At 56.2% G+C, this 21,727-nt stretch carries 23 protein-coding genes; 18 read left to right on the forward strand and 5 right to left on the reverse strand.

Annotation, left to right across the window (positions count from 1 at the left end; translation table 11 throughout):
- Positions 1 to 645, forward strand: a complete 645-nt coding sequence (locus ACH518_RS16385) for an MBL fold metallo-hydrolase (protein WP_445370864.1) — start codon at positions 1 to 3, stop codon at positions 643 to 645.
- Between the two features lie 36 nt (positions 646 to 681).
- On the opposite strand, the gene ACH518_RS16390 is transcribed toward ACH518_RS16385, so the two are convergent.
- Positions 682 to 1,584: a MerR family transcriptional regulator gene (locus tag ACH518_RS16390; protein ID WP_140912646.1), complete on the reverse strand. Its 903-nt coding sequence runs from the start codon at positions 1,582 to 1,584 to the stop codon at positions 682 to 684.
- Between the two features lie 91 nt (positions 1,585 to 1,675).
- Here ACH518_RS16390 and ACH518_RS16395 point away from each other — a divergent pair, with 91 nt between their 5' ends.
- The 15 genes from ACH518_RS16395 (at position 1,676) to ACH518_RS16465 (ending at position 15,274) form a co-directional block, all read left to right on the forward strand.
- A complete protein-coding gene (locus ACH518_RS16395) occupies positions 1,676 to 2,905 on the forward strand; it encodes a sigma-70 family RNA polymerase sigma factor (RefSeq protein ID WP_445370865.1) in 1,230 nt (409 codons plus the stop codon).
- 50 nt (positions 2,906 to 2,955) lie between these two features.
- On the forward strand, positions 2,956 to 4,119 hold the full coding sequence (gene hflK, locus ACH518_RS16400) for an FtsH protease activity modulator HflK (protein ID WP_445370866.1): 1,164 nt from the start codon (positions 2,956 to 2,958) through the stop codon (positions 4,117 to 4,119).
- Positions 4,116 to 4,979 (forward strand): protease modulator HflC, encoded by an 864-nt coding sequence (gene hflC, locus ACH518_RS16405; protein WP_140912643.1) that lies wholly within the window; start codon positions 4,116 to 4,118, stop codon positions 4,977 to 4,979. The genes hflK and hflC overlap by 4 nt, the downstream gene beginning before the upstream one ends.
- Positions 4,980 to 4,994: 15 nt before the next feature.
- Complete coding sequence (ftsH, locus tag ACH518_RS16410; protein ID WP_445370867.1) at positions 4,995 to 6,908, forward strand: ATP-dependent zinc metalloprotease FtsH; 1,914 nt, start codon at positions 4,995 to 4,997, stop codon at positions 6,906 to 6,908.
- A gap of 67 nt (positions 6,909 to 6,975) precedes the next feature.
- Positions 6,976 to 7,401: a hypothetical protein gene (locus ACH518_RS16415; protein ID WP_278211630.1), complete on the forward strand. Its 426-nt coding sequence runs from the start codon at positions 6,976 to 6,978 to the stop codon at positions 7,399 to 7,401.
- A gap of 70 nt (positions 7,402 to 7,471) precedes the next feature.
- A complete protein-coding gene (locus tag ACH518_RS16420; protein WP_140912640.1) occupies positions 7,472 to 7,969 on the forward strand; it encodes an SRPBCC family protein in 498 nt (165 codons plus the stop codon).
- 12 nt (positions 7,970 to 7,981) lie between these two features.
- Entirely contained in the window at positions 7,982 to 8,437 is a 456-nt protein-coding gene (locus ACH518_RS16425) for a PAS domain-containing protein (protein WP_140912639.1), read from the forward strand.
- 21 nt (positions 8,438 to 8,458) lie between these two features.
- Entirely contained in the window at positions 8,459 to 9,280 is an 822-nt protein-coding gene (locus ACH518_RS16430) for a sterol desaturase family protein (protein ID WP_445370868.1), read from the forward strand.
- A gap of 54 nt (positions 9,281 to 9,334) precedes the next feature.
- Positions 9,335 to 10,282, forward strand: a complete 948-nt coding sequence (msrP, locus tag ACH518_RS16435) for a protein-methionine-sulfoxide reductase catalytic subunit MsrP (RefSeq protein WP_445373011.1) — start codon at positions 9,335 to 9,337, stop codon at positions 10,280 to 10,282.
- Complete coding sequence (locus ACH518_RS16440) at positions 10,282 to 10,923, forward strand: sulfite oxidase heme-binding subunit YedZ (protein ID WP_445370869.1); 642 nt, start codon at positions 10,282 to 10,284, stop codon at positions 10,921 to 10,923. The genes msrP and ACH518_RS16440 overlap by 1 nt, the downstream gene beginning before the upstream one ends.
- Before the next feature lie 38 nt (positions 10,924 to 10,961).
- Positions 10,962 to 11,870, forward strand: coding sequence for a TIGR01777 family oxidoreductase (locus ACH518_RS16445; RefSeq protein ID WP_445370870.1), 909 nt, complete (start codon positions 10,962 to 10,964; stop codon positions 11,868 to 11,870).
- Positions 11,871 to 11,891: 21 nt separating this feature from the next.
- Entirely contained in the window at positions 11,892 to 12,401 is a 510-nt protein-coding gene (locus ACH518_RS16450; RefSeq protein WP_445370871.1) for a hypothetical protein, read from the forward strand.
- 5 nt (positions 12,402 to 12,406) lie between these two features.
- Positions 12,407 to 13,792: a cryptochrome/photolyase family protein gene (locus ACH518_RS16455; protein ID WP_445370872.1), complete on the forward strand. Its 1,386-nt coding sequence runs from the start codon at positions 12,407 to 12,409 to the stop codon at positions 13,790 to 13,792.
- 4 nt (positions 13,793 to 13,796) lie between these two features.
- Positions 13,797 to 14,318 carry a lipocalin family protein gene (locus ACH518_RS16460; protein ID WP_445370873.1) on the forward strand — a complete coding sequence of 174 codons (522 nt, stop codon included), beginning with the start codon at positions 13,797 to 13,799 and terminating at the stop codon, positions 14,316 to 14,318.
- 14 nt (positions 14,319 to 14,332) lie between these two features.
- Entirely contained in the window at positions 14,333 to 15,274 is a 942-nt protein-coding gene (locus ACH518_RS16465) for a YbgA family protein (protein ID WP_445370874.1), read from the forward strand.
- A 12-nt stretch (positions 15,275 to 15,286) separates the two neighbouring features.
- On the opposite strand, the gene ACH518_RS16470 is transcribed toward ACH518_RS16465, so the two are convergent.
- Positions 15,287 to 15,487: a hypothetical protein gene (locus ACH518_RS16470; RefSeq protein ID WP_140912630.1), complete on the reverse strand. Its 201-nt coding sequence runs from the start codon at positions 15,485 to 15,487 to the stop codon at positions 15,287 to 15,289.
- A 111-nt stretch (positions 15,488 to 15,598) separates the two neighbouring features.
- Here ACH518_RS16470 and gspE point away from each other — a divergent pair, with 111 nt between their 5' ends.
- Together gspE and ACH518_RS16480 are read left to right on the forward strand one after the other, a co-directional pair.
- Entirely contained in the window at positions 15,599 to 17,311 is a 1,713-nt protein-coding gene (gspE, locus tag ACH518_RS16475; RefSeq protein WP_445370875.1) for a type II secretion system ATPase GspE, read from the forward strand.
- 85 nt (positions 17,312 to 17,396) lie between these two features.
- Positions 17,397 to 17,723: a hypothetical protein gene (locus ACH518_RS16480; protein ID WP_278211621.1), complete on the forward strand. Its 327-nt coding sequence runs from the start codon at positions 17,397 to 17,399 to the stop codon at positions 17,721 to 17,723.
- Between the two features lie 14 nt (positions 17,724 to 17,737).
- Here the strand turns inward: ACH518_RS16480 and ACH518_RS16485 are convergent, their stop codons facing one another.
- The 3 genes from ACH518_RS16485 to ACH518_RS16495 form a co-directional block, all read right to left on the reverse strand.
- Positions 17,738 to 20,023 (reverse strand): EAL domain-containing protein, encoded by a 2,286-nt coding sequence (locus ACH518_RS16485; protein WP_445370876.1) that lies wholly within the window; start codon positions 20,021 to 20,023, stop codon positions 17,738 to 17,740.
- A gap of 7 nt (positions 20,024 to 20,030) precedes the next feature.
- Positions 20,031 to 20,363 (reverse strand): hypothetical protein, encoded by a 333-nt coding sequence (locus tag ACH518_RS16490; RefSeq protein ID WP_445370877.1) that lies wholly within the window; start codon positions 20,361 to 20,363, stop codon positions 20,031 to 20,033.
- Between the two features lie 222 nt (positions 20,364 to 20,585).
- Entirely contained in the window at positions 20,586 to 21,587 is a 1,002-nt protein-coding gene (locus ACH518_RS16495; RefSeq protein ID WP_445370878.1) for a cytochrome-c peroxidase, read from the reverse strand.
- Positions 21,588 to 21,727: the final 140 nt, after the last annotated feature.

Here is a 21,727-nt window from a genome sequence, read left to right on the forward strand (position 1 = left end):
ATGCGCTACACCATCATCCCCGTCACAGCCTACCAACAAAACTGCACCCTACTCGTCTGCGAACAAACCCATAAAGCCGCTTTGGTCGATCCGGGCGGCGACATCGATTTGCTGCTGAGCGAAGTGACAAAACAAGAAGTCGAACTGGAGGCCTTACTGTTGACCCACGGCCATCTGGATCATGTCGGTGGTACGGCCGAACTGGCCGCCAAGTTGTCGTTACCGATCATCGGGCCGCAGTTGGAAGACGATTTCTGGATCAAATTGTTACCGGAACAATGCCGCATGTTCGGCTTTCCGCAGTCGGCCGGCTTCACGCCGCAGCGCTGGCTGAACGACGGCGACACGGTCAAGATCGGCAACGAAGTGTTACAGGTCATCCACTGCCCTGGCCATACCCCCGGCCATGTGGTGTTTTTCAGCGAGACGGAACGACTGGCGTTGGTGGGCGATGTGCTGTTCAAAGGTTCGATTGGCCGCACCGATTTCCCGAAAGGCGATTACCAGACCTTGATCGATTCGATCGTCAACAAGCTTTGGCCGCTGGGCGAAGACGTCAAATTCATTCCCGGCCATGGCCCGATGTCGACTTTCGGCGCCGAAATGCGCAGCAACCCTTACGTCGGCCAATTCGTCGCTTCTTAGCGACGCTGCGATAAATAGTGCCGGCCTACGGCCGGTTTAATGTGAAATCCGCTGCTGCCGGATCTTGGCGTTGAATTGGTCGATATCGGAGACGACATCTACGTTGGCGACCGCAGGATCTTCCGCGCCCAACAAATACAACGCACCGCCACCGCCCAACCAGACTTTCAAATCGTCCTGCCGGGCCGCATCCAGCAGTCGGTGCAAATGCTCGACCGTAACCGCTTCCGGCGGGGTTTTCACCATGCCGATCACCAATAACTCAGGCGCCAAGTGCCGCGCTGCTTCGATGATGTCTTCCGCCGGTAAATCTGCACCCAGGTAATAGCAATTGTAGTTCTGCGCCGCGGCGATCAAGCAACTGACCAATATGCCGAATTCGTGCGGCTCGCCGCTGGGCGTGGCCAACATAATGCCCGGATTGTTGCGGGAATGGCGATGCAGATTGTTCACCATACTGAGCACGATCCGTTTCACGCAGGACGAGAACATATGCTCCTGGGCGATGTTGATTTTGCCCCGGTGCCACAAATCCCCGACCTTTTGCATCGCCGGCAACAAAACGTCGCGGGCGTAGTCCAATGGCTCGCTGACCAGCAACGCTTTCTTCAATAACTGCTCGCAACGTTCGATACGGTATTCGCGCAAGGCATCTGCAATTTGCTCCAGAAACGGCACCGGCTCGCGCCGCTGCTGTAGTTCAGACTGGTTTTGCAAATCGCTGAGCTGTTGCCAGCTCAGACCGGCGAGTTTACCGATGGAATGCCCTTGCCCGGTCAAGTTCACCAACAGCGTCAACTTGTCCAGATCCTGCTGCGAATAGAACCGCCTGCCGGTGTCGTTGCGCGCCGGCGTGACACAAGCATAGCGGCGTTCCCAGGCTCTTAGCGTTTCCGGTGTCAAACCCGTTAACGATGTAATGGCTTTAATTGAGTACATTGTTCACGTTTTGTACATATTTTATTTTGACAAACATTTTACAATCTAGTAACGTATTTGCCAACAACTTAATTCAACGAGCGAAACGATTATGTCTAATACAGCCGCACTATCCTTTGCTAGCGAGACAGTCACTATCGCGGATGCCGAGCCAGGCACCTTAAGCGTGCGCATGGAGCAAGCCCGGAACCGTCTCAACCAGTTATTGCTTGATAATCAGCAGGTTAGTCCGCTGATAGCCAAACGTTTACTCAACGAACTGCAGCGCGGCATCGATTGCTCCGAATTGATGATTGCGAAAAATTCGGACGAAGCCAAGCGCCTGATAGAACTGTTGTACAAGCAAGAGTCACTTGTACAAAATACCGCAGCCAACTTCAAAGCCGCGCAAGAAGTTGTACAACCGCAAAACATTGTACAACTTTTGGATCCCCACCGGCGTACAGTAAACCAGTTGTTGTACAGCTTGCACTTGTTGCCGGTGTTCCTGCTCGATAGCGCCGGCGACATCCTGAAAACGCTGGCCGCTGATCCCGCCTTAGACTCTGATTATTCAGCCGAACTCAAAGTGGCAATTCGCGAATTGAAAACCATCCGCCAACAAACCATATCGGCCAACACCGGATTGGTGGCGTTCGTGGCCCACAAATACAAAACCAGCAATCTGAGTTTCGACGACCTGATGCAAGAAGGCTTGGTCGGCTTGATTAAAGCGGTCGACCGTTTCGATGCGGAACGCGGCATCTGCTTTTCAACTTACGCTATCTATTGGATCAAACAAGCCATATCGCGCTTGATCGTCAAACAGGAAAAAATCGTGCGTTTGCCGGTGGCCTTGGCGGAAAAAGCCTCGGTAGTGTTCGAGGCCATGCGCAACTGCTACCTAAAGACCGAACGCTGGCCAAGCATCGCCGAGCTCAAGGCCTGCTGCGACCTGACCGAACAAGAGATCAAAACCATCAGCAGTTATTACCAATCCACCCACTCCCTGGACGCTGCGATCGGCGACGAAGACGACGGCCTGGATATGATGGCGAAGATGCAACAGCACCAGTTCAGTCTGCCGCTCGATGAACTAATTGACAACGATCTAGCTCAATACGTCGACAAAGCGGTGGCGTCGTTGCCGGAAAAACAGGCAGCGATTCTGACGATGCGCTTCGGCTTGCGCGATCACACGGAAATGACTTTGCAAGCCGTTGCCGACCAACTGCATGTTACTCGGGAAAGAGTCCGGCAAATCCAGAACGAAGCGTTAAAAAAATTGAAACAACAGTTCGGCTTTGACCTTATGCTATTTCTCGAACCCAAGGACGGTTAACAATAACAATCAATGACTCAGGTCAGGCGAACACTACAAGAGGAGTGATTATGTCATCAGAAAAACACAATACCAGTAAGCAGACGCCACAACCGGATTGGAGGCTGGAGATAGACAAGTATTGGAAGCAGGTGTCGGAAAAGACCGGCGATTTTTTCAACGGCCACAAAAGCATGTTTTCCACCGGGAAAGTGGCTTCTGCGGTGGGCGGCACCTTGGCGGTAGTCTGGCTGGCCAGCGGCTTCTACATCGTCGACCAGGGCAACCGCGGCGTGGTAACCCGCTTCGGCGCCTACTCGGAAACCACGATGCCCGGCCCGAACTGGCACATTCCGGTACCGTTCGAGAACGTTGCCATCGTTAATGTCGAACAACAACGCTTCATTGAAGTGGGCTATACCGACAGCAGCCGCATCAGCAAATCGTCGCTGATTCCGCAAGAGTCGTTAATGCTGACCGCCGACGAAAACATTATCGCCGTGCGCTTAGCGGTTCAATACCAAATTAACAACGCCAGAGATTATCTGTTCAACGTGAAGAACAACGAAAACACGTTGAAACAACTGACCGAGAGCGTCGAACGGGCCGTGATCGGCCGCAACAGTATGGACTTCGTCCTGACCGAGGGCCGTAGCCAGATTGTTGCCGAAATCAAGGAACAGATTCAGGCCGGTATGGATGAATACAAAACCGGTATCAGCATCGCCAGCGTCAATCTGCAAGATGCGCAACCGCCCGAGGAAGTGCAAGGCGCCTTCGAAGACGCCATCCGCGCCCGCGAGGATAAACAACGCCTGATCAACGAAGCCGAAGCCTACGCCAACGAAGTGATTCCGAAGGCCCGCGGTGCGGCGGGACGGATTGTGCAGGAAGCCGAAGCCTACGAAGCGGAAAAAGTCGCCAAAGCCAAAGGCGAAACCGAACGCTTCGACCAACTGCTGGTGGAATACGAAAAAAGCCCGGCCATCACCCGCAAGCGCCTGTACCTGGAAGCCAAAGAAAAACTGTACAGCAACACGAACAAAGTGATGCTCGAAGCCGACAATACCAATCCAACGCTGTACATGCCGATGCCGCAAACCTTCCAACAACACGGCACCGGCGCAGCCAGCAATAACGAAGTCGAATCGGTATCCGAACCGCACAACGCCGATAAAGGCGCGGTCCGCAAAACCGTCGGCACCGATTTACGCCCAAGCAGGAGCAAACAATGAGCAGCAGAACCCAAATTTTGATTCCAGCCGGTCTGTCCCTGTTGGTACTCGGTTACATGTCGGTTTTCTACGTGAAGGAACACGAGAAAGCCATTCTGTTTCGTCTCGGCGAGATGGTCGAATCCGACTACAAGCCCGGACTCCACTTTAAGGCCCCCCTCATCAATAATGTCAGTACGTTTGATGCGCGCGTGCTGACCTTGGACGCCAAGTCCGAGCGTTTTCTTACCTCCGAAAAGAAGAACGTTATTGTCGACTCGTTCGCCAAATGGCGGATAGGTGATGTGGGCCTCTTTTATACCACGGTCGGCGGCGACGAGTTTCAAGCCAATCTCCGCCTCGACCAAATCATGAAAGACGCGATGCGCAGCGAATTCGGCGTGCGTACCATCAAGCAATTGATCTCGGAAGACCGTAGCGAATTGCGCGAAACGCTGTTGGCCAAGTTGTCGCCGACCGCCGAGAAGTTCGGCATAGAGCTGATCGATATCCGCATCAAACGGATCGATCTGCCGCAGGAAGTGAGTAGCTCGGTATTCCAGCGCATGCGCGCCGAACGGGAGCGGGTCGCCCGCGAATTCCGCTCGCAGGGTGCGGAAAGCGCCGAGCAGATCAGCGCCGAAGCCGATAAGCAAAAACAAGTGATCGTCGCCAATGCCCAACGCGACGCCGAGAATATCCGCGGTCGCGGCGACGCTCAATCGGCCGAGATTTACGCTAAGAGTTTCGGCAAAAATCCGGAGTTTTACGCTTTCTACCGCAGTCTGCAGGCCTATCAAACCTCCTTCGAAAAAACGCAGGATACCTTGGTGCTGAAGCCGAACTCGGATTTCTTCAAATATTTCTCCAGCGAGAAATAACACCGGAGCGAAATCATGAAAAAGTATTTCATTATTCTGACGATTTTCGCTGCGGTCGGTTTGATCATATCGGCCATTTTCAACCGCGGCATGCCGCAATACGATCCGCACTACGAAATTTCGTATTCCGACTTTATCGAAGACGTTCGCAACAAAGCGGTCGAAGAAGTGGTGATCGACGGCAATTACGTCGACGGCCGCCGTCCGAACGGCACCCGGTTCTCCACCTACAACCCGAACGACATGCGAATGATCGACGAGTTGCTGGAATACGGGGTGAAAATCAAGGTGGAAAAACCGCAACAACCGTCCACCCTGATGCAAATCTTTATTTCCTGGGCGCCGACCCTGTTGCTGATCGCCGTGCTGGTCTACTTCATGCGCAAGCAGGCCGCAGCGATGGGCGGCCGCGACGGCCAAATGGGGTTCGGCAAAAGCCGGGCCAAATTGATGGCCGAGGACCAGATCAAGATCCGCTTCAAAGACGTCGCCGGCTGCGAAGAAGCCAAGCATGACGTGGTAGAAATGGTCGATTTCCTGCGCGATCCCGGCAAATACGAAGCTCTGGGCGGCAAGATTCCGCGCGGCGTGTTGATGGTTGGCCCTCCGGGTACCGGTAAAACGTTGCTGGCCAAAGCCATAGCCGGCGAAGCGGGAGTCCCCTTCTTCTCGATCTCCGGTTCCGATTTCGTCGAAATGTTCGTCGGCGTCGGTGCGGCGCGGGTGCGGGACATGTTCACCGAAGCCAAAAAACGTGCCCCTTGCATCATCTTTATCGACGAGATCGATGCGGTTGGCCGCCAACGCGGCGGCGCCGGCATGGGTGGCGGTAACGAGGAGCGCGAGCAAACCTTGAACCAGTTGCTGGTAGAAATGGACGGTTTCAGCGGTAGCGAAGGCATCATCGTCATCGCCGCGACCAACCGCTCGGACATTCTCGACAAAGCCCTGTTACGGCCGGGCCGCTTCGACCGCCAGGTCCAAGTCGGTTTGCCCGATATCAAAGGCCGCGAGCAAATTCTGAAAGTCCACGGCGACCGGGTACCGCTATCCGAAGACGTGAATCTGACCGACTTGGCGCGCGGCACACCGGGTTTCTCCGGCGCTGAACTGGCGAATCTGATCAACGAAGGCGCCTTGTTCGCGGCACGCAATAATAAGAAAGTCGTGACCATGAACGACCTGGACAAAGCGCGCGACAAAATGATCATGGGCGCCGAAAAACGGACGATGATCATGTCCAAGGAAGACTTGTTGATGACCGCTTACCATGAAGCCGGCCACGCGATCGTCGGCCGCAATGTACCCGAGCACGACCCGGTTTACAAAGTCAGCATCATGCCGCGCGGCGGCGCCCTGGGCATCACCATGTTCCTGCCGGAGCGCGATCAGTACAGCGCTTCCAAGGACAAACTGGAAAGCCAGATCGCCAGTCTGTTCGGCGGCCGGGTTGCCGAAGAACTGATCTACGGTAAAAACAAAGTGACTACCGGCGCCTCCAACGACATCATGCGCGCCACCCAACTTGCCCGCAATATGGTGACCAAATGGGGCTTGTCCGAGCGGTTGGGTCCGATGGACTACGGCGATAGCGAGGGCGGGTACATGGGGCCGCAGGCCAAACCGATGTCGGAAAAAATGGCGCAAACCATAGACGAAGAAATCCGGCATGTGATCGACAGCAATTACAAACGTGCCGAGAACATCCTGAAGGAAAACATCGAGATCCTGCACAACATGGCGCAAGCCCTGATGGATTGGGAAACCATCGATAAATTCCAAATCGACGAACTGATGCAGGGCCGGATGATCGAACCGCCGCAACCGGAACCTGAACCTGAAATGACTTTCGAAGCCGAGACGGACCAGCCGGAACTCTCCAGCGAAGCCGACGGCCAAATCGGTCAAGGAAGCGCACTCGCTTCTTAACAGTCCTCCTCTATGTACCCTCCAAACGCTGTACTCCTGGAGGGTATTTTTTTCAGAGGTTAGCAATATGCAAAACCAAACAGCATCCGTTAGAACCTTAAATTTTTTGCAGCTGGTGTTGCAGGTCAATTTCAATGCCGCCGTGATTACGCTACTGATCGGCGGCATCGCCGCCATACTCGGCAATCCGCTGTTTTTTACCGATAACAGCGATTTGTACGGGCCATTGGCCAATAACATGCGGCTGATGATGTTTTATCTATGCTTGATGCAAGTTGCGGTCTATAGTTTCTACAAACTGGACAACCGGCCGGAAGCGTTGGCGGCATTAGGCATATTTTTTCTGTTGTTGATTGCCTCGCTTGAGTTCTATTGTTCGATCAACCAGATCGAAGTAGACGACAACTACCGCCAGCTTTTGGTTTACTCCGGTTTATCGCACTTACTCTACGGAGGATGCGCCGCGCTGCGCGATCCGCGGCCGCGATCATAAGCAGACCGGACAGGAAAGTCCGGCCTCACCTGGCGTTTTCTCAGCGCCGCCAACCAGGGGGAAGCAGCAAATGCAAATCAAACTACCGTTCGACGCCAACAAACCCGTGGCCGCCGAGGCCAGTATCGAGATAGAACAACCGTTAAGTGAGGTATTCGAGTTCGTCGGCCACGACTTTTTTGAAAATTACCCAAAATGGGCGGCAGACTTGGTGGATTTCGAGCCATTGGACGGCGAACAAGTCTTTGTCGGCGCCAAAGCCCGGCAGATTCGCCACGACAGCGGCGAAGAAGTCGAATCGGTATTCGAAATTGCCGAGTACCAACCCCTGACCAAGCTGGCCGTGCAAGGCCTGACCCAGCCTTACCGACAAAGTTACCTGCTACAGCCGGAGGGCGACCGGCCGCAGACCCGCCTTACCTTCCGGTTCGAATTTCTGCAACTGGACATATTCATGCGGCCTTTCGAAAAACTGATCCGTTGCGCGATCGAAGAAGGCGCGGAAAACACCGTAGAACAGATCAAAAATCTGATTATGTACGATTCCAATCCAACAGCCCAAGCTTAGTGGAGTGTATTTATGGCTTTTGTCGTTGAAAAAGATAACGGACTGATTCCGCAAGTGTTGTCGGCCATTCTTGACGAATGCGTGAATGGCGTGACGCTTGCCGACCCAGACCAAGAAGACGCACCGATCGTTTATGCCAACAAAGCCTTCGAACGCTTGACCGGGTATAGCCAGGACGAAATCATCGGCCACAATTGTCGGTTTTTGCAAGGCAAGGACCGCGACCAAGACGCGCGCTTCCAAATTGCGGAGGCGATGCAGCGTCACGAAGCGGTCGAAGTCACGCTACGCAATTACCGTAAGGACGGCAGCTTGTTTCATAACCGGCTCAAAATCGTGCCGTTGTTCGACCGTAAACAACGGGTTATTTATTACCTCGGCGTGCAATACGACATTACTCATCAGGTCGATGCCGATACCGAAATCAAAAGTCTGACCGACCTACTGAACGCTAGCTCGCGCCCTTAACTCCAAGCAACCGGTGACGCCATGAACGCAATCGGCAGTGAAAACGGCATGTTATTCAACCAAGGCCTGTTCGGCTTGGCGATACTGGCTTTTTTGTTCTTGCTGGCGCTGGAAAAGAAACGGCCTTACCGCTATTTCCCACCCAAGGTGTATAAGGAATCGATTGTCACCAACACCATGGCCTTCCTGGTAAACAACCTGATTCTGGCGATTCTGCGAGCCTCGTCTTTGTTTCTGGTCGCTCAGCAATTCGCCGGGCACGGCTTATTGAGTGCGATGCCCAACGGACCGCTGAAATGGCTGCTGGCTTTCGCCTGTTTCGATCTGGCGATTTACGCCTGGCACTATGCCAGCCACAAATCGGAATATTTATGGCGGTTTCATAAGATTCACCACAGCGACAAGTCGTTTAACGTGTCGACCGGCTTCCGGTTTCACGTGTTCGATTTAATGCTGGAAATCGGCTACAAGTGCCTGTTCGTGGTGGTGATCGGCGTCGATGCCTACTTGGTGCTGTCGATCGAAATCGTCGAGTTGTTTTTCATCTTTTTCCACCACGCCAATATCCGCGTGCCGAACGAAGATGCGCTATCGAATTTCATCATCACCCCGGCGTTACACCGCACCCATCACTCCACCCTACGCAGCGAACACGACAGCAATTACGGCATCGTGCTGGCGCTGTGGGACCGGATGTTCGGCACCCGCAAAGAAATGGTCCCGGCCAATATCGGCCTGGATCTGATCGAAGCCGAGAACTTCATCCAGTTATTTTCGCTGGCCTTCATTACCGAACGGAAAATCCGCCAACTGCTCGGCTGGATTCCGAAAGGTAAGAAATAAGGTCCGGTAACGTCTGAGCGCGAGGCTCGCCTCCTACTGTCGGCCGCAACTATGTTGATTCAAACCCGCCAACCCATTCCGAGCAGCGAGATTACCGATCCGGCAGTATTCAGGCAACGGCGTACATTAATGAAGGCCATCGCCGCGCTTGCGGTAGGCGTTTCCGCCGCAGACACCGCCAACGCAAGGCCGCGAAACTGGTCGACTCTACCGCCCGGCGGTCCGCAAACTCTCGGTTTGACAGCAACCCCAGCCGAGTTGATGCTGAATTACACCAACTATTACGAGTTTGCCTTCAATAAAGAAGACAGCACCCGTTTGGCTCAACGATTGCGGATCGATCCTTGGTCGGTGGAGATCGGCGGCGAGGTCGAAAATCCGCTCAGCTACCGGGTGGAGGATTTGCTGAAACGCTTTCCACTGCGCGAATACCTGTATCGTTTCCGCTGCGTGGAAGGCTGGTCCATGGTCGTGCCTTGGGTCGGTTTTGCCCTAAGCGATTTGTTACAGCTGGCACAACCGTTGTCGTCCGCCAAGTTCGTCAAATTCATCAGCGCCAGCCAGCCGGAAGCGATGCCGCGGCTGCGGCAACAAGCCATGTTGGCTTGGCCCTATGAAGAAGGCTTGCGCATCGACGAAGCGGTTCATCCGCTCACCATCCTGGCGGTCGGCGCCTATGGCGAAACCTTGCCCAAACAGAACGGCGCCCCCTTGCGTTTGGTGGTGCCCTGGAAATACGGCTTCAAGAGTGCCAAAGCAATCGTCAGAATCGAACTGTGCCGGAGGCCACCTCTAACCAGCTGGAACCGGTTTGCGCCCGAAGAATACGGCTTCTACGCCAACGTCAATCCGGCAGTGCCGCATCCGCGCTGGAGTCAGGCCAGCGAGCGGCCGCTGGGCTCCGACTTTTTCACGCCACGGCGGCGGACCGAATTGTTCAACGGTTACGCCGAACAGGTGGCAGGCTTGTACAGTGATATGGACCTGGGGCATTTCTTCTGATGGACGCCCTGATCAACCGGCTCTGGCCGATCACTCTGGTCAGCTGCGCGGCACCGCTCCTGTGGCTGTTGCTGGAAATCGGCTGGAACCGTTTGGGCTCGAACCCGATTCAGGCGATGCATATTTACCTAGGCGACTGGTCGTTGCGCTTTTTATGCATCACACTGGCTATCACTCCACTGCAAACCATGACCAATTGGCGCGGGATGACCGACTACCGCCAACTGTTCGGCCTGACTGCGTTTTTCTATGCCACCTTGCACCTGCTCGGTTATTTAAGTGCCGACCAGGCCTGGGTTTGGCCGCTGATCGGCATCGATATCCTGCAAAGCAGTTATCTGTGGTTCGGCGTGTTGGCCTACCTGATTCTATTCCTGTTGGCGGTTACCTCGCCCAAAGTCGCCAAGAAACGGCTCGGCAAAACCTGGAAGAAACTGCACCGTTACATTTATCTGGCGGCGGGCGCGGCCATCGTCCATTACTTCTGGCAATTGAAGGGCAATTTGGCGGAACCGCTGTTCTATTTATTGGTACTGGCTATGTTGATGGGTTTCCGCGGCTTGGTTTGGCTGAAAAACCGCCGTTTCGGGCAAACCGCGGCTGCCAAGCCTCAAGCCGCTAACCCGGACCGGGCCGACTAAGCCAGTAGCCTGTTGCCGATAAGTTTGGAGAAATCGCCATGACCTCAACCTCGATTTTGATCACCGGTGGCACCGGCTTCTTGGGCAGCGCCCTCGCCCGCCGCTTGTTGGCCAAACAATACACTGTCACCGTATTTGGCCGCGACGCGGCAAAGATTCGCCAGCAATTCGGCAGCGCTGTCGGCGCGGTCACCCGCTTCGCCGACCTGCCCGACGCCGGCGCCTTCGACGCCGTGGTGAATCTGGCCGGTGCCGGTATTTTCGACCGGTACTGGACCGCCGCCCGCAAACAGATTTTACGCGACAGCCGGATCGAACTGACTCGAGCGCTGGTCGCCTGGATCGCCGCCGGCAGCAAAGCGCCGGTGTTGGTCAACGGCTCCGCGATCGGCATTTACGGCGACCAAGGCGATAGCTTACTCAGCGAGACCAGTCCGGCCAAAACCGATTTCGCCCAACAATTGTGCGCCGACTGGGAGGCCGCGGCATTGGCCGCCGCGGATCACGGCAGCAGGGTCTGCCTGATCCGTACCGGTCTGGTGCTGGGCCGCGGCGGCGGTTTGTTGCAACGCATGCTGCCGGCGTTCCGACTCGGCCTGGGCGGCAGCATGGGCGACGGCCGGCAATGGATGTCGTGGATTCACCTGGAGGATTGGCTCGCCGTTGCCGAAGCGATGATCGCCGATCCGACCATGAGCGGCGCCTACAACGCCACGGCGCCGGAACCGGTCACTAATCGCGAGTTCAGCCTGAGCTTGGCAGAAGTGTTGGGCCGACCGATGTTACTGCCGCTACCGGCCGGACTGTTGAAATTGTTGCTCGGCGAAATGGCCGCCTTGGTGCTCGGCAGCCAGCGGGTGAAACCGGAACGCCTGTTGGCACAAGGCTTCGAGTTTCAGTATAGTCGGCTGCGGCCCGCGCTCGACGCGATTTTGCATAACTCCTGACCCGAAAAGATCGGTAATCCCATGTTGATCGACAGCCTGTCCGCGTTATTTGCCTTTACCTCGTTCATCAAATGGTACGAAGCCTTGTTGGTGGCGATCGGCCTGGGCCTGCTGGTGTTTTACCTGACGCCGGAACCGGCAGAGGCATGGGAGGAGCGCGAACCGCCCAGCCTTTACTATTACCTGCAATGGAGCTGGTTGGGTTACCTGCGCTTGAAAGACGCGTTCTATCCGTTTTTCGTTTTGTACAACGCCGTGCTGTTCCTGATCGATTATCGAATCCAGGAAGGCGACTTCACCGTCGCCAGCTGGGTGACGATGCATATCATCATGGCCCTACCCTTGATTTACTGGATCGGTGCGGTCTGGCGCTGCTCCGATAAAACCGGCGCCCGCCATTGGGCGGTGCTGGCCCGCTTGCTGACCGTTGCGGCGGTTCTGGATTTGATACTGCGCTGGGTGATTTACCAGTATTACCCCAACATTTTCTTCAATTGCCTGCAGATGACCAACCATTGGGGCGACTGCTGATCGCGATGAGCACACCGCGTTACCGAACTTCCTTGTTTATATTCCGCCGCGACCTGCGTCTGACCGACAACACCGCCTTGAACGCGGCATTGAAAAGCTCGCAGCGGGTGCTGGCCTGCTTCGTTTTCGATCCGCGCCAGATCGAAGCCCATCCCTACCAAAGCCGGCCGGCACTGCAATTCATGCTGGAATCGTTAAGCGATTTACAAGCGGACTGTCTGGCAAACGGCGGCCACCTCTATCTATTCGGCGATCGACCGGAAGCGGTCGTCGAACAACTGCAACAGCAGTTGCACATCGAAGCCGTGTTCGTCAACCGCGATTACACCCCCTTCGCCCGCGAGCGCGACCAGGAGATTCAGCAATGCTGCCAAAAACTGGGGCTGGACTTTCATAGCCACGCGGATCTGTTGCTGAACGAGCCGGAATATGTACTGACCGACAAAGGCTTGCCCTATCAGGTGTTTACCGCCTTTTATAAAAAGGCTATCCAGAATCCGGTGGCGGCACCAAGCGGACTGGCTAATGGCCGACTGGTCAGCGAGCCGCTCGCTACGGAAAGATCCGAGCTGCTGCAAACCTTGCGCCGGCCGCAACAGAATGCCTTTGCCGGCGGCCGGCGCGCGGCGCAGCAACAGTTATCGGCATTGACTGCACGGCGCGATTACAGCGAGACCCGCGACTTTCCGGAACTCGACGCCACCAGCCATTTGTCGCCGTATCTGAAGTTCGGCTGCTGCTCGGTACGCGAAGCCCATCAGGCCATCCAGGTTGACCTTGGACCGGACCATGCGCTGTTGCGCCAATTGTACTGGCGGGATTTTTTTAGCCACATCGCCTACCACTTTCCGCACGTCTTCGGCCACGCCTTCGACCTCCGCCTGAACGGCCTGCGCTGGCGTAATGCCCAGGACGATTTCTGGGCCTGGGCCAACGGCCAAACCGGATTTCCCATCGTCGACGCCGCGATGCGGGAACTGAACCAGACCGGCTGGATGCACAACCGGCTGCGGATGGTCGTGGCCTCGTTCCTGATCAAGGACCTGCATGTGTCCTGGCGCTGGGGCGAACGTTACTTCGCCCAACATTTGCTGGATTACGACCCTTGCGTGAACAACGGCAACTGGCAATGGGCGGCGTCGACCGGCTGCGACGCCCAACCCTATTTCAGGATTTTCAATCCCTGGCTGCAACAGAAAAAGTTCGACCCCGACTGTCGTTACATCAAAACCTGGCTACCGGAACTGCAACCTTATTCGGCCAAAGCCATTCACAATTGGGAAAAGGCGCCGCTGGCCGGCGATTATCCGCCGCCGCGGGTAAATCATGCCGAGCAAAGCCGCCGCATCAAAGCCCAATACCAAATTCAACTTTCCAACCAACAGGCCTGAGCCCATGCAATTGATTCCGATACTGTTACTAACTTTGCTACTGTCGACCGGCTGCACCGGCATACCGGAAGGCTTGACCGTGGTCGAAGGTTTCGAATTGCCGCGCTATCTGGGCACCTGGCACGAGATCGCCCGGTTGGACCACCGCTTCGAACGCGGTCTGAGCGAGATCCGCGCCGAATATAGCCTGCGCGAAGACGGCGGCGTCAGAGTGCTGAACAGCGGGTTCGATGCCGAAACCAACCAGCGCCGCAGCGCCGAAGGCAAGGCCTACTTTATCGACGGCCCGGACCGGGGCCGGCTGAAAGTATCGTTTTTCGGACCGTTTTACGGCGCCTACAACATCATCGCGCTGGACAAGACGGCTTACCAATATGCAATGATCGCCGGCCCCGACCGCGACTATTTATGGATTCTGGCGCGCACGCCCGATCTGGCGCAGCCGATCCTGGACAGCCTGCTGAATCAGGCTCGCAACCAGGGTTTCGCCACCGACCAACTGATTTTCGCCGCGCCCCGGCATTGATTCCAAGGACTCCCATGCACAATATTCCGGTCGGCATCAGCAGTTGCCTGTTGGGCCACGAAGTCCGTTACGACGGCGCCCACAAATACCACAGCTATATCGAACGCACGCTGGGCCGCTATTTCGAGTTCAAGCCGTTTTGTCCGGAGGTGGAAGCCGGCCTCGGCATTCCCCGCCCCTGCGTGCAACTGCGGGAAACGGCCGATGGGATTCGCTGCGTCGGCGTCAAGGACCACAGCTTCGACGTCACCGACCGCTTGCGCGACGCTGCCGCCCGCCAAGCCGGCTGGCTGGACGGCCTGTGCGGCTACATCCTGAAAAAAGACTCGCCCAGTTGCGGCATGACCCGGGTCAAGGTTTACAAACACGAAGTACCGGCCCGCAACGGCACCGGTATTTTTGCCGGCTATCTGCAATTCGCCTTCCCTAACCTACCGGTCGAAGAAGAAGGCCGGCTCGGCGATCCGGGTTTGCGGGAAAACTTCATTCAACGGGTTTTTGTTTATCAGCGTTGGCGGCAGCTCTGCGAGGAAGGCCTCAGCGCCCACGGCTTGATGACCTTTCACAGCCGGCACAAACTGATCGCGATGAGCCACGACCAGAACCGGGCGCGCCATCTGGGCCGCATCGTTGCCGGAGCCACCGATGCCCGGATCGAGGCGATCGCCGCCGAATACATCACCGAATTGATGGCCTGCCTGAAAATCGTCGCCAGCCGCGGCAACCACGTCAACGTGCTGCAACACATTCAAGGTTATTTGAAACGGGCTCTGGACAGCGACGACAAACAGGAATTGTCCGACACCATCGAAAACTACCGCATCGGCCAGGTGCCGCTGATCGTACCGTTGACGCTGCTGCGCCACCATTTCCGCCGCCAGCCGGACAGTTTCATCGACAACTCGTTTTACATGCAACCGCATCCGGCGGAATTGGCCTTGTTGAACGAGATTTGATCGACACCGCCGCTAACGGTCCAACTCGCGCCGCTCCTTTTGGTACTGGTCGTAGCCGGGCCGGCGTTCGCAATCGTTGGCCATGGCTTTCTGGCATTGCAATTGGCCGGCATTCTCGACGGCGTGGTAGGCAAAGCGCTGGGCCCAATCGGCGCTGCAAGCGGTACCTGCCGATATGCAAACCGTCAGACTTAATACCCGAATTCCGTTCATACGTTTCGCTCCGTTGGCTTCGCGCCCGATTCTTGTTGGAAATGGCCTTCAGAATACTGCGAAACTCGCTACAATGCTTGACCAATTCAGCTACTTTCGACGGTACATCCGATGGACATGGACACCGCGGAAAACTCCGCAAAATATGCAACCTTTATCAACCAATTAAAGGGTAACGGCAAACTGTCGGACACCGATCTGGGTAAAGTCCGGCGCATGCAGAAAACCGCACCGGACGACTCGCTGCCGCAATTGCTGATCAAACTCGGCTTGTGTTCGGACAACGACATCGCCAACAGTTTTGTGGCGGCCACCGGCATCCAACGCGCGGCGGCGGCAAACTATCCGCCGCAGTCGCCGCTGCCGGACCACATTTCCCAGCGGTTTCTGAAGCAACACCATGCCGTCGGCCTGACAGCGGACGAGCAGCAAATCGAAATCGCGGTGATGGACCCGGTGGACGACTATGTGGTGCAAGCCCTGCAATTGGCCACCGGCAAAACCGTGACCTTGCAAATCGGCCAACTCGCCGAAATCGACGCCGCCTTGGAATTGCAATACGGCGAAGGCAAATCGCAGATGGATAAACTGCGTGACAACCTGGACGTCGAGCAGGAAGGCAGCGAGGATTTGGAACATCTAAAAGACCTGGCCTCCGAAGCGCCTATCATCAAGATGGTCAACTATATTCTGCAAAAGGCCGTGGAAAGCCGGGCTTCCGACGTGCATATCGAGCCATTCGAACAAAGCCTGAAAGTGCGGCTGCGCATCGACGGCGTGTTGCAGGACATCGATTCGCCGCCGGTCGCCTCCACCGCCGCCGTGTTGTCGCGGATCAAAATCATGGCCAAGCTCAACATCGCCGAACGCCGGCTGCCGCAGGACGGCCGGATCAAGCTGCAGATGATCGGCAAGGAGTTGGACCTGCGGGTATCGACGATTCCGACTTTACACGGCGAAAGCGTGGTAATCCGTTTGCTGGACAAGGAAAACGCAGTGCTGGACTTCGAAACCCTGGGTTTTGTCGGCCGGCAGGCCGAGCGCTTCATGGACGTGCTGGCGCAACCGCACGGCATTTTATTGATCACCGGCCCGACCGGTAGCGGTAAATCCACCTCCTTGTACGCCGCGCTGAAAACCCTGAACACGCCGGAACGCAAAATCATCACGGTCGAAGACCCGGTCGAATACCAACTGGAAGGCATCAACCAGATTCAAGCCAAACCGCAGATCGGCCTGACCTTCGCTTCGGCGTTGCGCTCCATCGTCCGTCAGGACCCGGACGTGATCATGATCGGCGAGATGCGCGACCTGGAAACCGCCAAGATCGCCGTACAATCGGCGCTGACCGGCCACTTGGTATTGTCCACGCTGCACACCAACGACGCGGCAGCCGGCGTTACCCGGCTGCAAGACATGGGCCTGGAAGAGTATCTGCTCAGCTCGACCATCAACGGTATTCTGGCCCAGCGCCTGGTCAGAAGACTTTGCCCGCACTGCAAGCAAGCCCATCCGGCGGCGGATGCGGTGATCGAGGAAATGCAGTTGCGACGGTGGCAACCGAGCGGCGATATCCTGTTCTACAAACCGGTGGGATGCCCGGCCTGTAACGGCATCGGCTACAAAGGCCGGCTGGCGATCATCGAATTTTTGACGATGACCGACACCATCCGCAAACAAATCATGAAGCACGAGGAAGCCTTCGTCATCCAGCAAACCGCGATCGAGGAAGGCATGCAGACCATGTACGAAGACGGCGTCGGCAAGGCCTTGCAGGGCATCACCACGCTGGAAGAGGTGCTGCGGGTCACCACTGAAGCTTAACTCGCTGGCTCGTCGCTCGACCCGGCATTCGTTCGCTCAACCCGCGCAAAATCCACCCAATCTTGAAAGCAACCGGGAGACAATCGTGGCATCGGCAATCATTCAGAGTTGGCACCGCATCAGACTGTCGGGCCCAGACTACCAATCCGGCGAATTGGCCGTGTTAATGGGCGCATTTCGCGCGGCCTACGTAGCCCGCAACGGCCCCGAGGGGATGGCGATGTTCGGCCATTGGGCGGCCGACGGCTCGTGCTATTGGGTCTATACCAGCCCGAAATCGGCCAGGCATATCGCGCCGCTGCTGGTGGCCTATTCCGCGGTGTCGACGCCGGCTCCCGATCCGGAGACTTTATCGCTGATTTACGGTGACGAATCCGGCCGCAATTGCTTCGAAACCGGGTTCGAAGCCTGAGAGCAACGTCGGGCTTAATCCGTGGCCGCGGCGCACTGGCGTAAGAACGGCAAGACTTTGCCCGTTGCCAGCGGTTTGCTGAAAAAGTAGCCCTGCACGTAGTTGCAACGCAGTTCGCGCAGATAGCTCATCTGTGCGGTGCTCTCCACCCCCTCCGCGACTACCTCCAACTTGAGCTGTTGCGCCATCACGGTAATCGCCGACACGATCGCCTTGTCGTTGGGGTCCTCGGTAATATCGTTGACGAAAGATTTGTCGATTTTCAACACATCGATCGGAAACCGCTTCAAGTAACTCAGCGACGAATAACCGGTGCCGAAATCGTCGATCGAAATCCTGACGCCGATATCTTTCAGGATATTCAGGATTTGCATGGTCGAATCGAGTTGCCGCATCAAAATACCCTCGGTAATCTCCAGTTCGAGCAAAGCCGGCGACAAGCCGCTGGCATCCAACGCGTCCAGCACGGCATCGAGCAAGGGGTGTCGCGGGTGTTGCGCGGTTTGCACCTGATGGAACTGGCGGCTGGACAAATTGACCGCGACACGAACCGGCAAACCCTCCCGCTCCCAGGCCTTGGCTTGGGCACACGCTGTTTTCAGCACCCAGGCGCCTATCGGCACAATCAAGCCGGATTCCTCTGCGAACGGAATGAAATCGCCCGGCGGCACCGGCCCCAATTCGGCGCTGAACCAGCGGATCAACGCTTCCATGCAGATCACTTTACCGCTGGCGACGTCAAGCTGCGGCTGGTAATAGAGCTCGAGTTCGCCCTGCTCCATGGCCCGCCGCAAATACTTTTCCAATTTCATGTAGTTCTGCGCGGTCCGGTTCATTTCCGGGGTGAAAAACTGGTAATTGTTTTTACCCAGCTTTTTGGCGTAATACATTGCACTGTCGGCGTTGGCGAGCAGGCCTTCCATCTCGTCGGAATCGTCCGGATACACGCTAATCCCGATACTGAAACTGACGAAGACTTCGTGGCGGTCGATATCGAACGATGCGTGCAACGACTCCAGAATTTTAGCGGCGACTTTGGCCGCATCCTGCACATCCGACAAATCGGGCAACATGACGATAAACTCGTCGCCGCCGAGACGCGCAGCGGTATCGCCGTCGCGCAGACACTGGCTGATCCGCGACGCCACCACCCGCAGTAAGCCGTCCCCCGCCGTGTGGCCGATGGTGTCGTTAATGACTTTGAAATTGTCCAGATCCAAAAACAGGACACCGACCTTGTCGCCACTGCGTTGGGCGTGAGAAATAGCCTGTTCGAAGCGGTCTTTCAACAGCGTCCGGTTCGGCAAACCGGTCAAGGCATCGAAATGCGCCATGTAATTCAGGCTTTTGCGGGCTTGTTTGACTTCCTCGATCTCGCGCGCGTTGTCCAGAATCAACGACAGCGAATAGGCAAAACTCAGAGCCAGCTCCTCGTCGCTGGCTGTAAACGGCTCGCCGTTTTCTTTGTCGCACAGGTAAATCCGGCCGTAGACACGTCCCTGGTGCGAGATCGGCACGGCCAGTAAGGATTTCATCGGCGGATGATGTTCGGGGAAACCGCTGCTGCTGGCATGGGTGGACATCTCCGCCAGCCGCAACGACACGTTGTCTTGAATCACGACGCCTAACAGGCCATTGCCTTGCGGAAATTGGCCGATGCGCTGCGCCTGTTCGGCATCGACACCGGTATAGACGAAGTGGCTGAGTTTTCCGGCGTCGTCTAGGATACCGACCGCGCCGTAACGCGCTTCCAACAGTCTGGTCAACGCCTCGATTCCGGTTTCGAACAGTTCGTTTTGGACCGAGGTGTGCTTCAACACCGTTAACAAACTGCGCGAGGCTTCGTGAAGCCGGGCCAGTTTGGCAGACCAGGAACGAATCCGGTTTCGCTCGGTTTCCAGGGATTTGTTCAATCGGCGCGATTGCGCTAACAACCAGCGCTCCCGTTTCAACAGGGTTTCCAGAATGCTCTGGCGACTGACCGCGCCGATAAAGCGCGGGCCGTCCAACACCGGCAACGCTTCCAGTCCCTGCTCACTTAGAAGATCCAAGGCACTGCTCACTTCGACGTCCGGGGCGACGCTAAAACACTCGCGGTGCTCGGTAAGATCGGCAAAAATCCAGCTCGGGTGTTGCACGATATCTTGCGGCGTCACCAGACCGCAAAAGATACCGGTTGCGGTGGAATCGCGAAATACCGCATACAGGGGCTGGTTAGCCAGAGAATAGGCCGGCCGCCCCTCTTCCAACACCCGGACGATCGGGTCGCACAAACAATCGCGCACCATTAAGCGTTGCATCGGTCTTTCAGTCGCCTTGCGACAGGAAAATGCTGACATCCAGTTCGGCGTGCAAGACCTCGTCCGGGCCCATCATGGGCTTTAATTGGCCGATCACAAATTCGATCAAGCCTTCCCGCGACACCCGCCGCAAAATGTGCTGACGCACCAAAATATCGGAGATCACCTCGTCTTGCAGCTCGATATGTTCGAAAGGGGTTTTAACCAGCAGCTCGATGGCCCGCCGCATGGCGATGCAGCCGATCGGCGATTGGTTCCCCAAAACCAACATGTCTTTCAAGGGTGGAATCGCATACTCCCCCACCCGCGCCGATAATTGAATTTTCTTGTTGACTGACATGGACTTAAATACGAATTTATTTAATTGTTTTTATCGGATTTATCGATTTCCGCCATGGCCTAAAGTATGGCCGAAGAACCGGACTAATACCACACATATCAAACGCTTTTTAGACACGCTCCGCAGCGCAGTACCAAACCAATCTTCGACTCGTTGCCAATACGTCAGCCACGAAAAAGGGGCCTCACGGCCCCTTCGTTAGAACCGGAAAACGCCCGGTGCTTAGTTAAAGGTAGAACCCGGAGTGCCCGGCAATTGCGGCATGGTTTGAGTCGGGAATTCGCCGGTCAACGCGTTCAGGAACGCAACGATGTCGGCGACGTCGCCGTCGGACAACTCTTTGTTCAATTGCAATTTAGCCATCAACCAGACCGCTCTATCCAGGGTTTTCACCGAACCGTTATGGAAATACGGCGCGGTCAGAGACACGTTGCGCAAGGTCGGCACTTTCCACAGGTGCTCGTCGCTGTCTTTTTTGGTCACTTCCGCCAAGCCTTTGTCTTTTTGGAAGTGGTATTGCGCCTCGAAATAGCCGTTGGAGTTGACCGGGAATTTCTGGAACATACCGGGACCGTTGAATGCCGGGCCGCTATGGCAGCTGGTGCAACCGACTTCGACGGCTTTTTCCATACCGCGGATTTGCTGCTTGGTCATCGCGTCTTTATCGCCGCCGAGATACTTGTCGTACGGGCTGTTCGGCGTAATCAAAGTTCTTTCGTAAGCCGCAATGGCTTTGGTGGCGTTTTCTTTGGAAATAGAATCCTTACCGAAGGCCTTTTCGAACGCGTGTTGATAACCTTCGATGGTTTTCAGGCGGGCGACCACGTCGTCCCAGCTCTTCATCCCCATCTCGATCGGATTGGTCACCGGGCCGGCAGCTTGGGCCTCCAGACTGTCGGCGCGGCCGTCCCAGAACTGGACTTTATTGAAGGCGGAGTTCCAGACGGTCGGCGCGCTACGGCCGCCGGTTTGGCCGTTGACACCCATTGCCACCGGCCGGTTGTCTTCGCCGCCCAGCATCGTGTTATGGCAAGAGGCGCAGGATACGGTGCCGGTGGAGGACAACCGCGGATCGTGGTATAGCATTTTTCCCAACGTGACTTTTTCCAGCGTGGTCGGGTTGTCGGCGGGAGCCGGGGCCACACTCGGCAGCGGCTCGGCCGCCATTACAGACATAGAACCGGTCAGCGCAAGCGCGGAAACCAGCAGGCGAAATTTGAACATACCATCCTCCTAAAAATAGTTATTGTCAGAGCCAAGGGCTGGCGAATTGTAAGATATTGACGCGCGGCAGGTAAATTAAATTGCATCCCTCCCACAGTGCAACGGGGCCGGCGGACCGGACCAGGCGAAAATTGTAATGG

The sequence above is a fragment of the Methylomonas sp. HW2-6 genome (assembly GCF_052474525.1).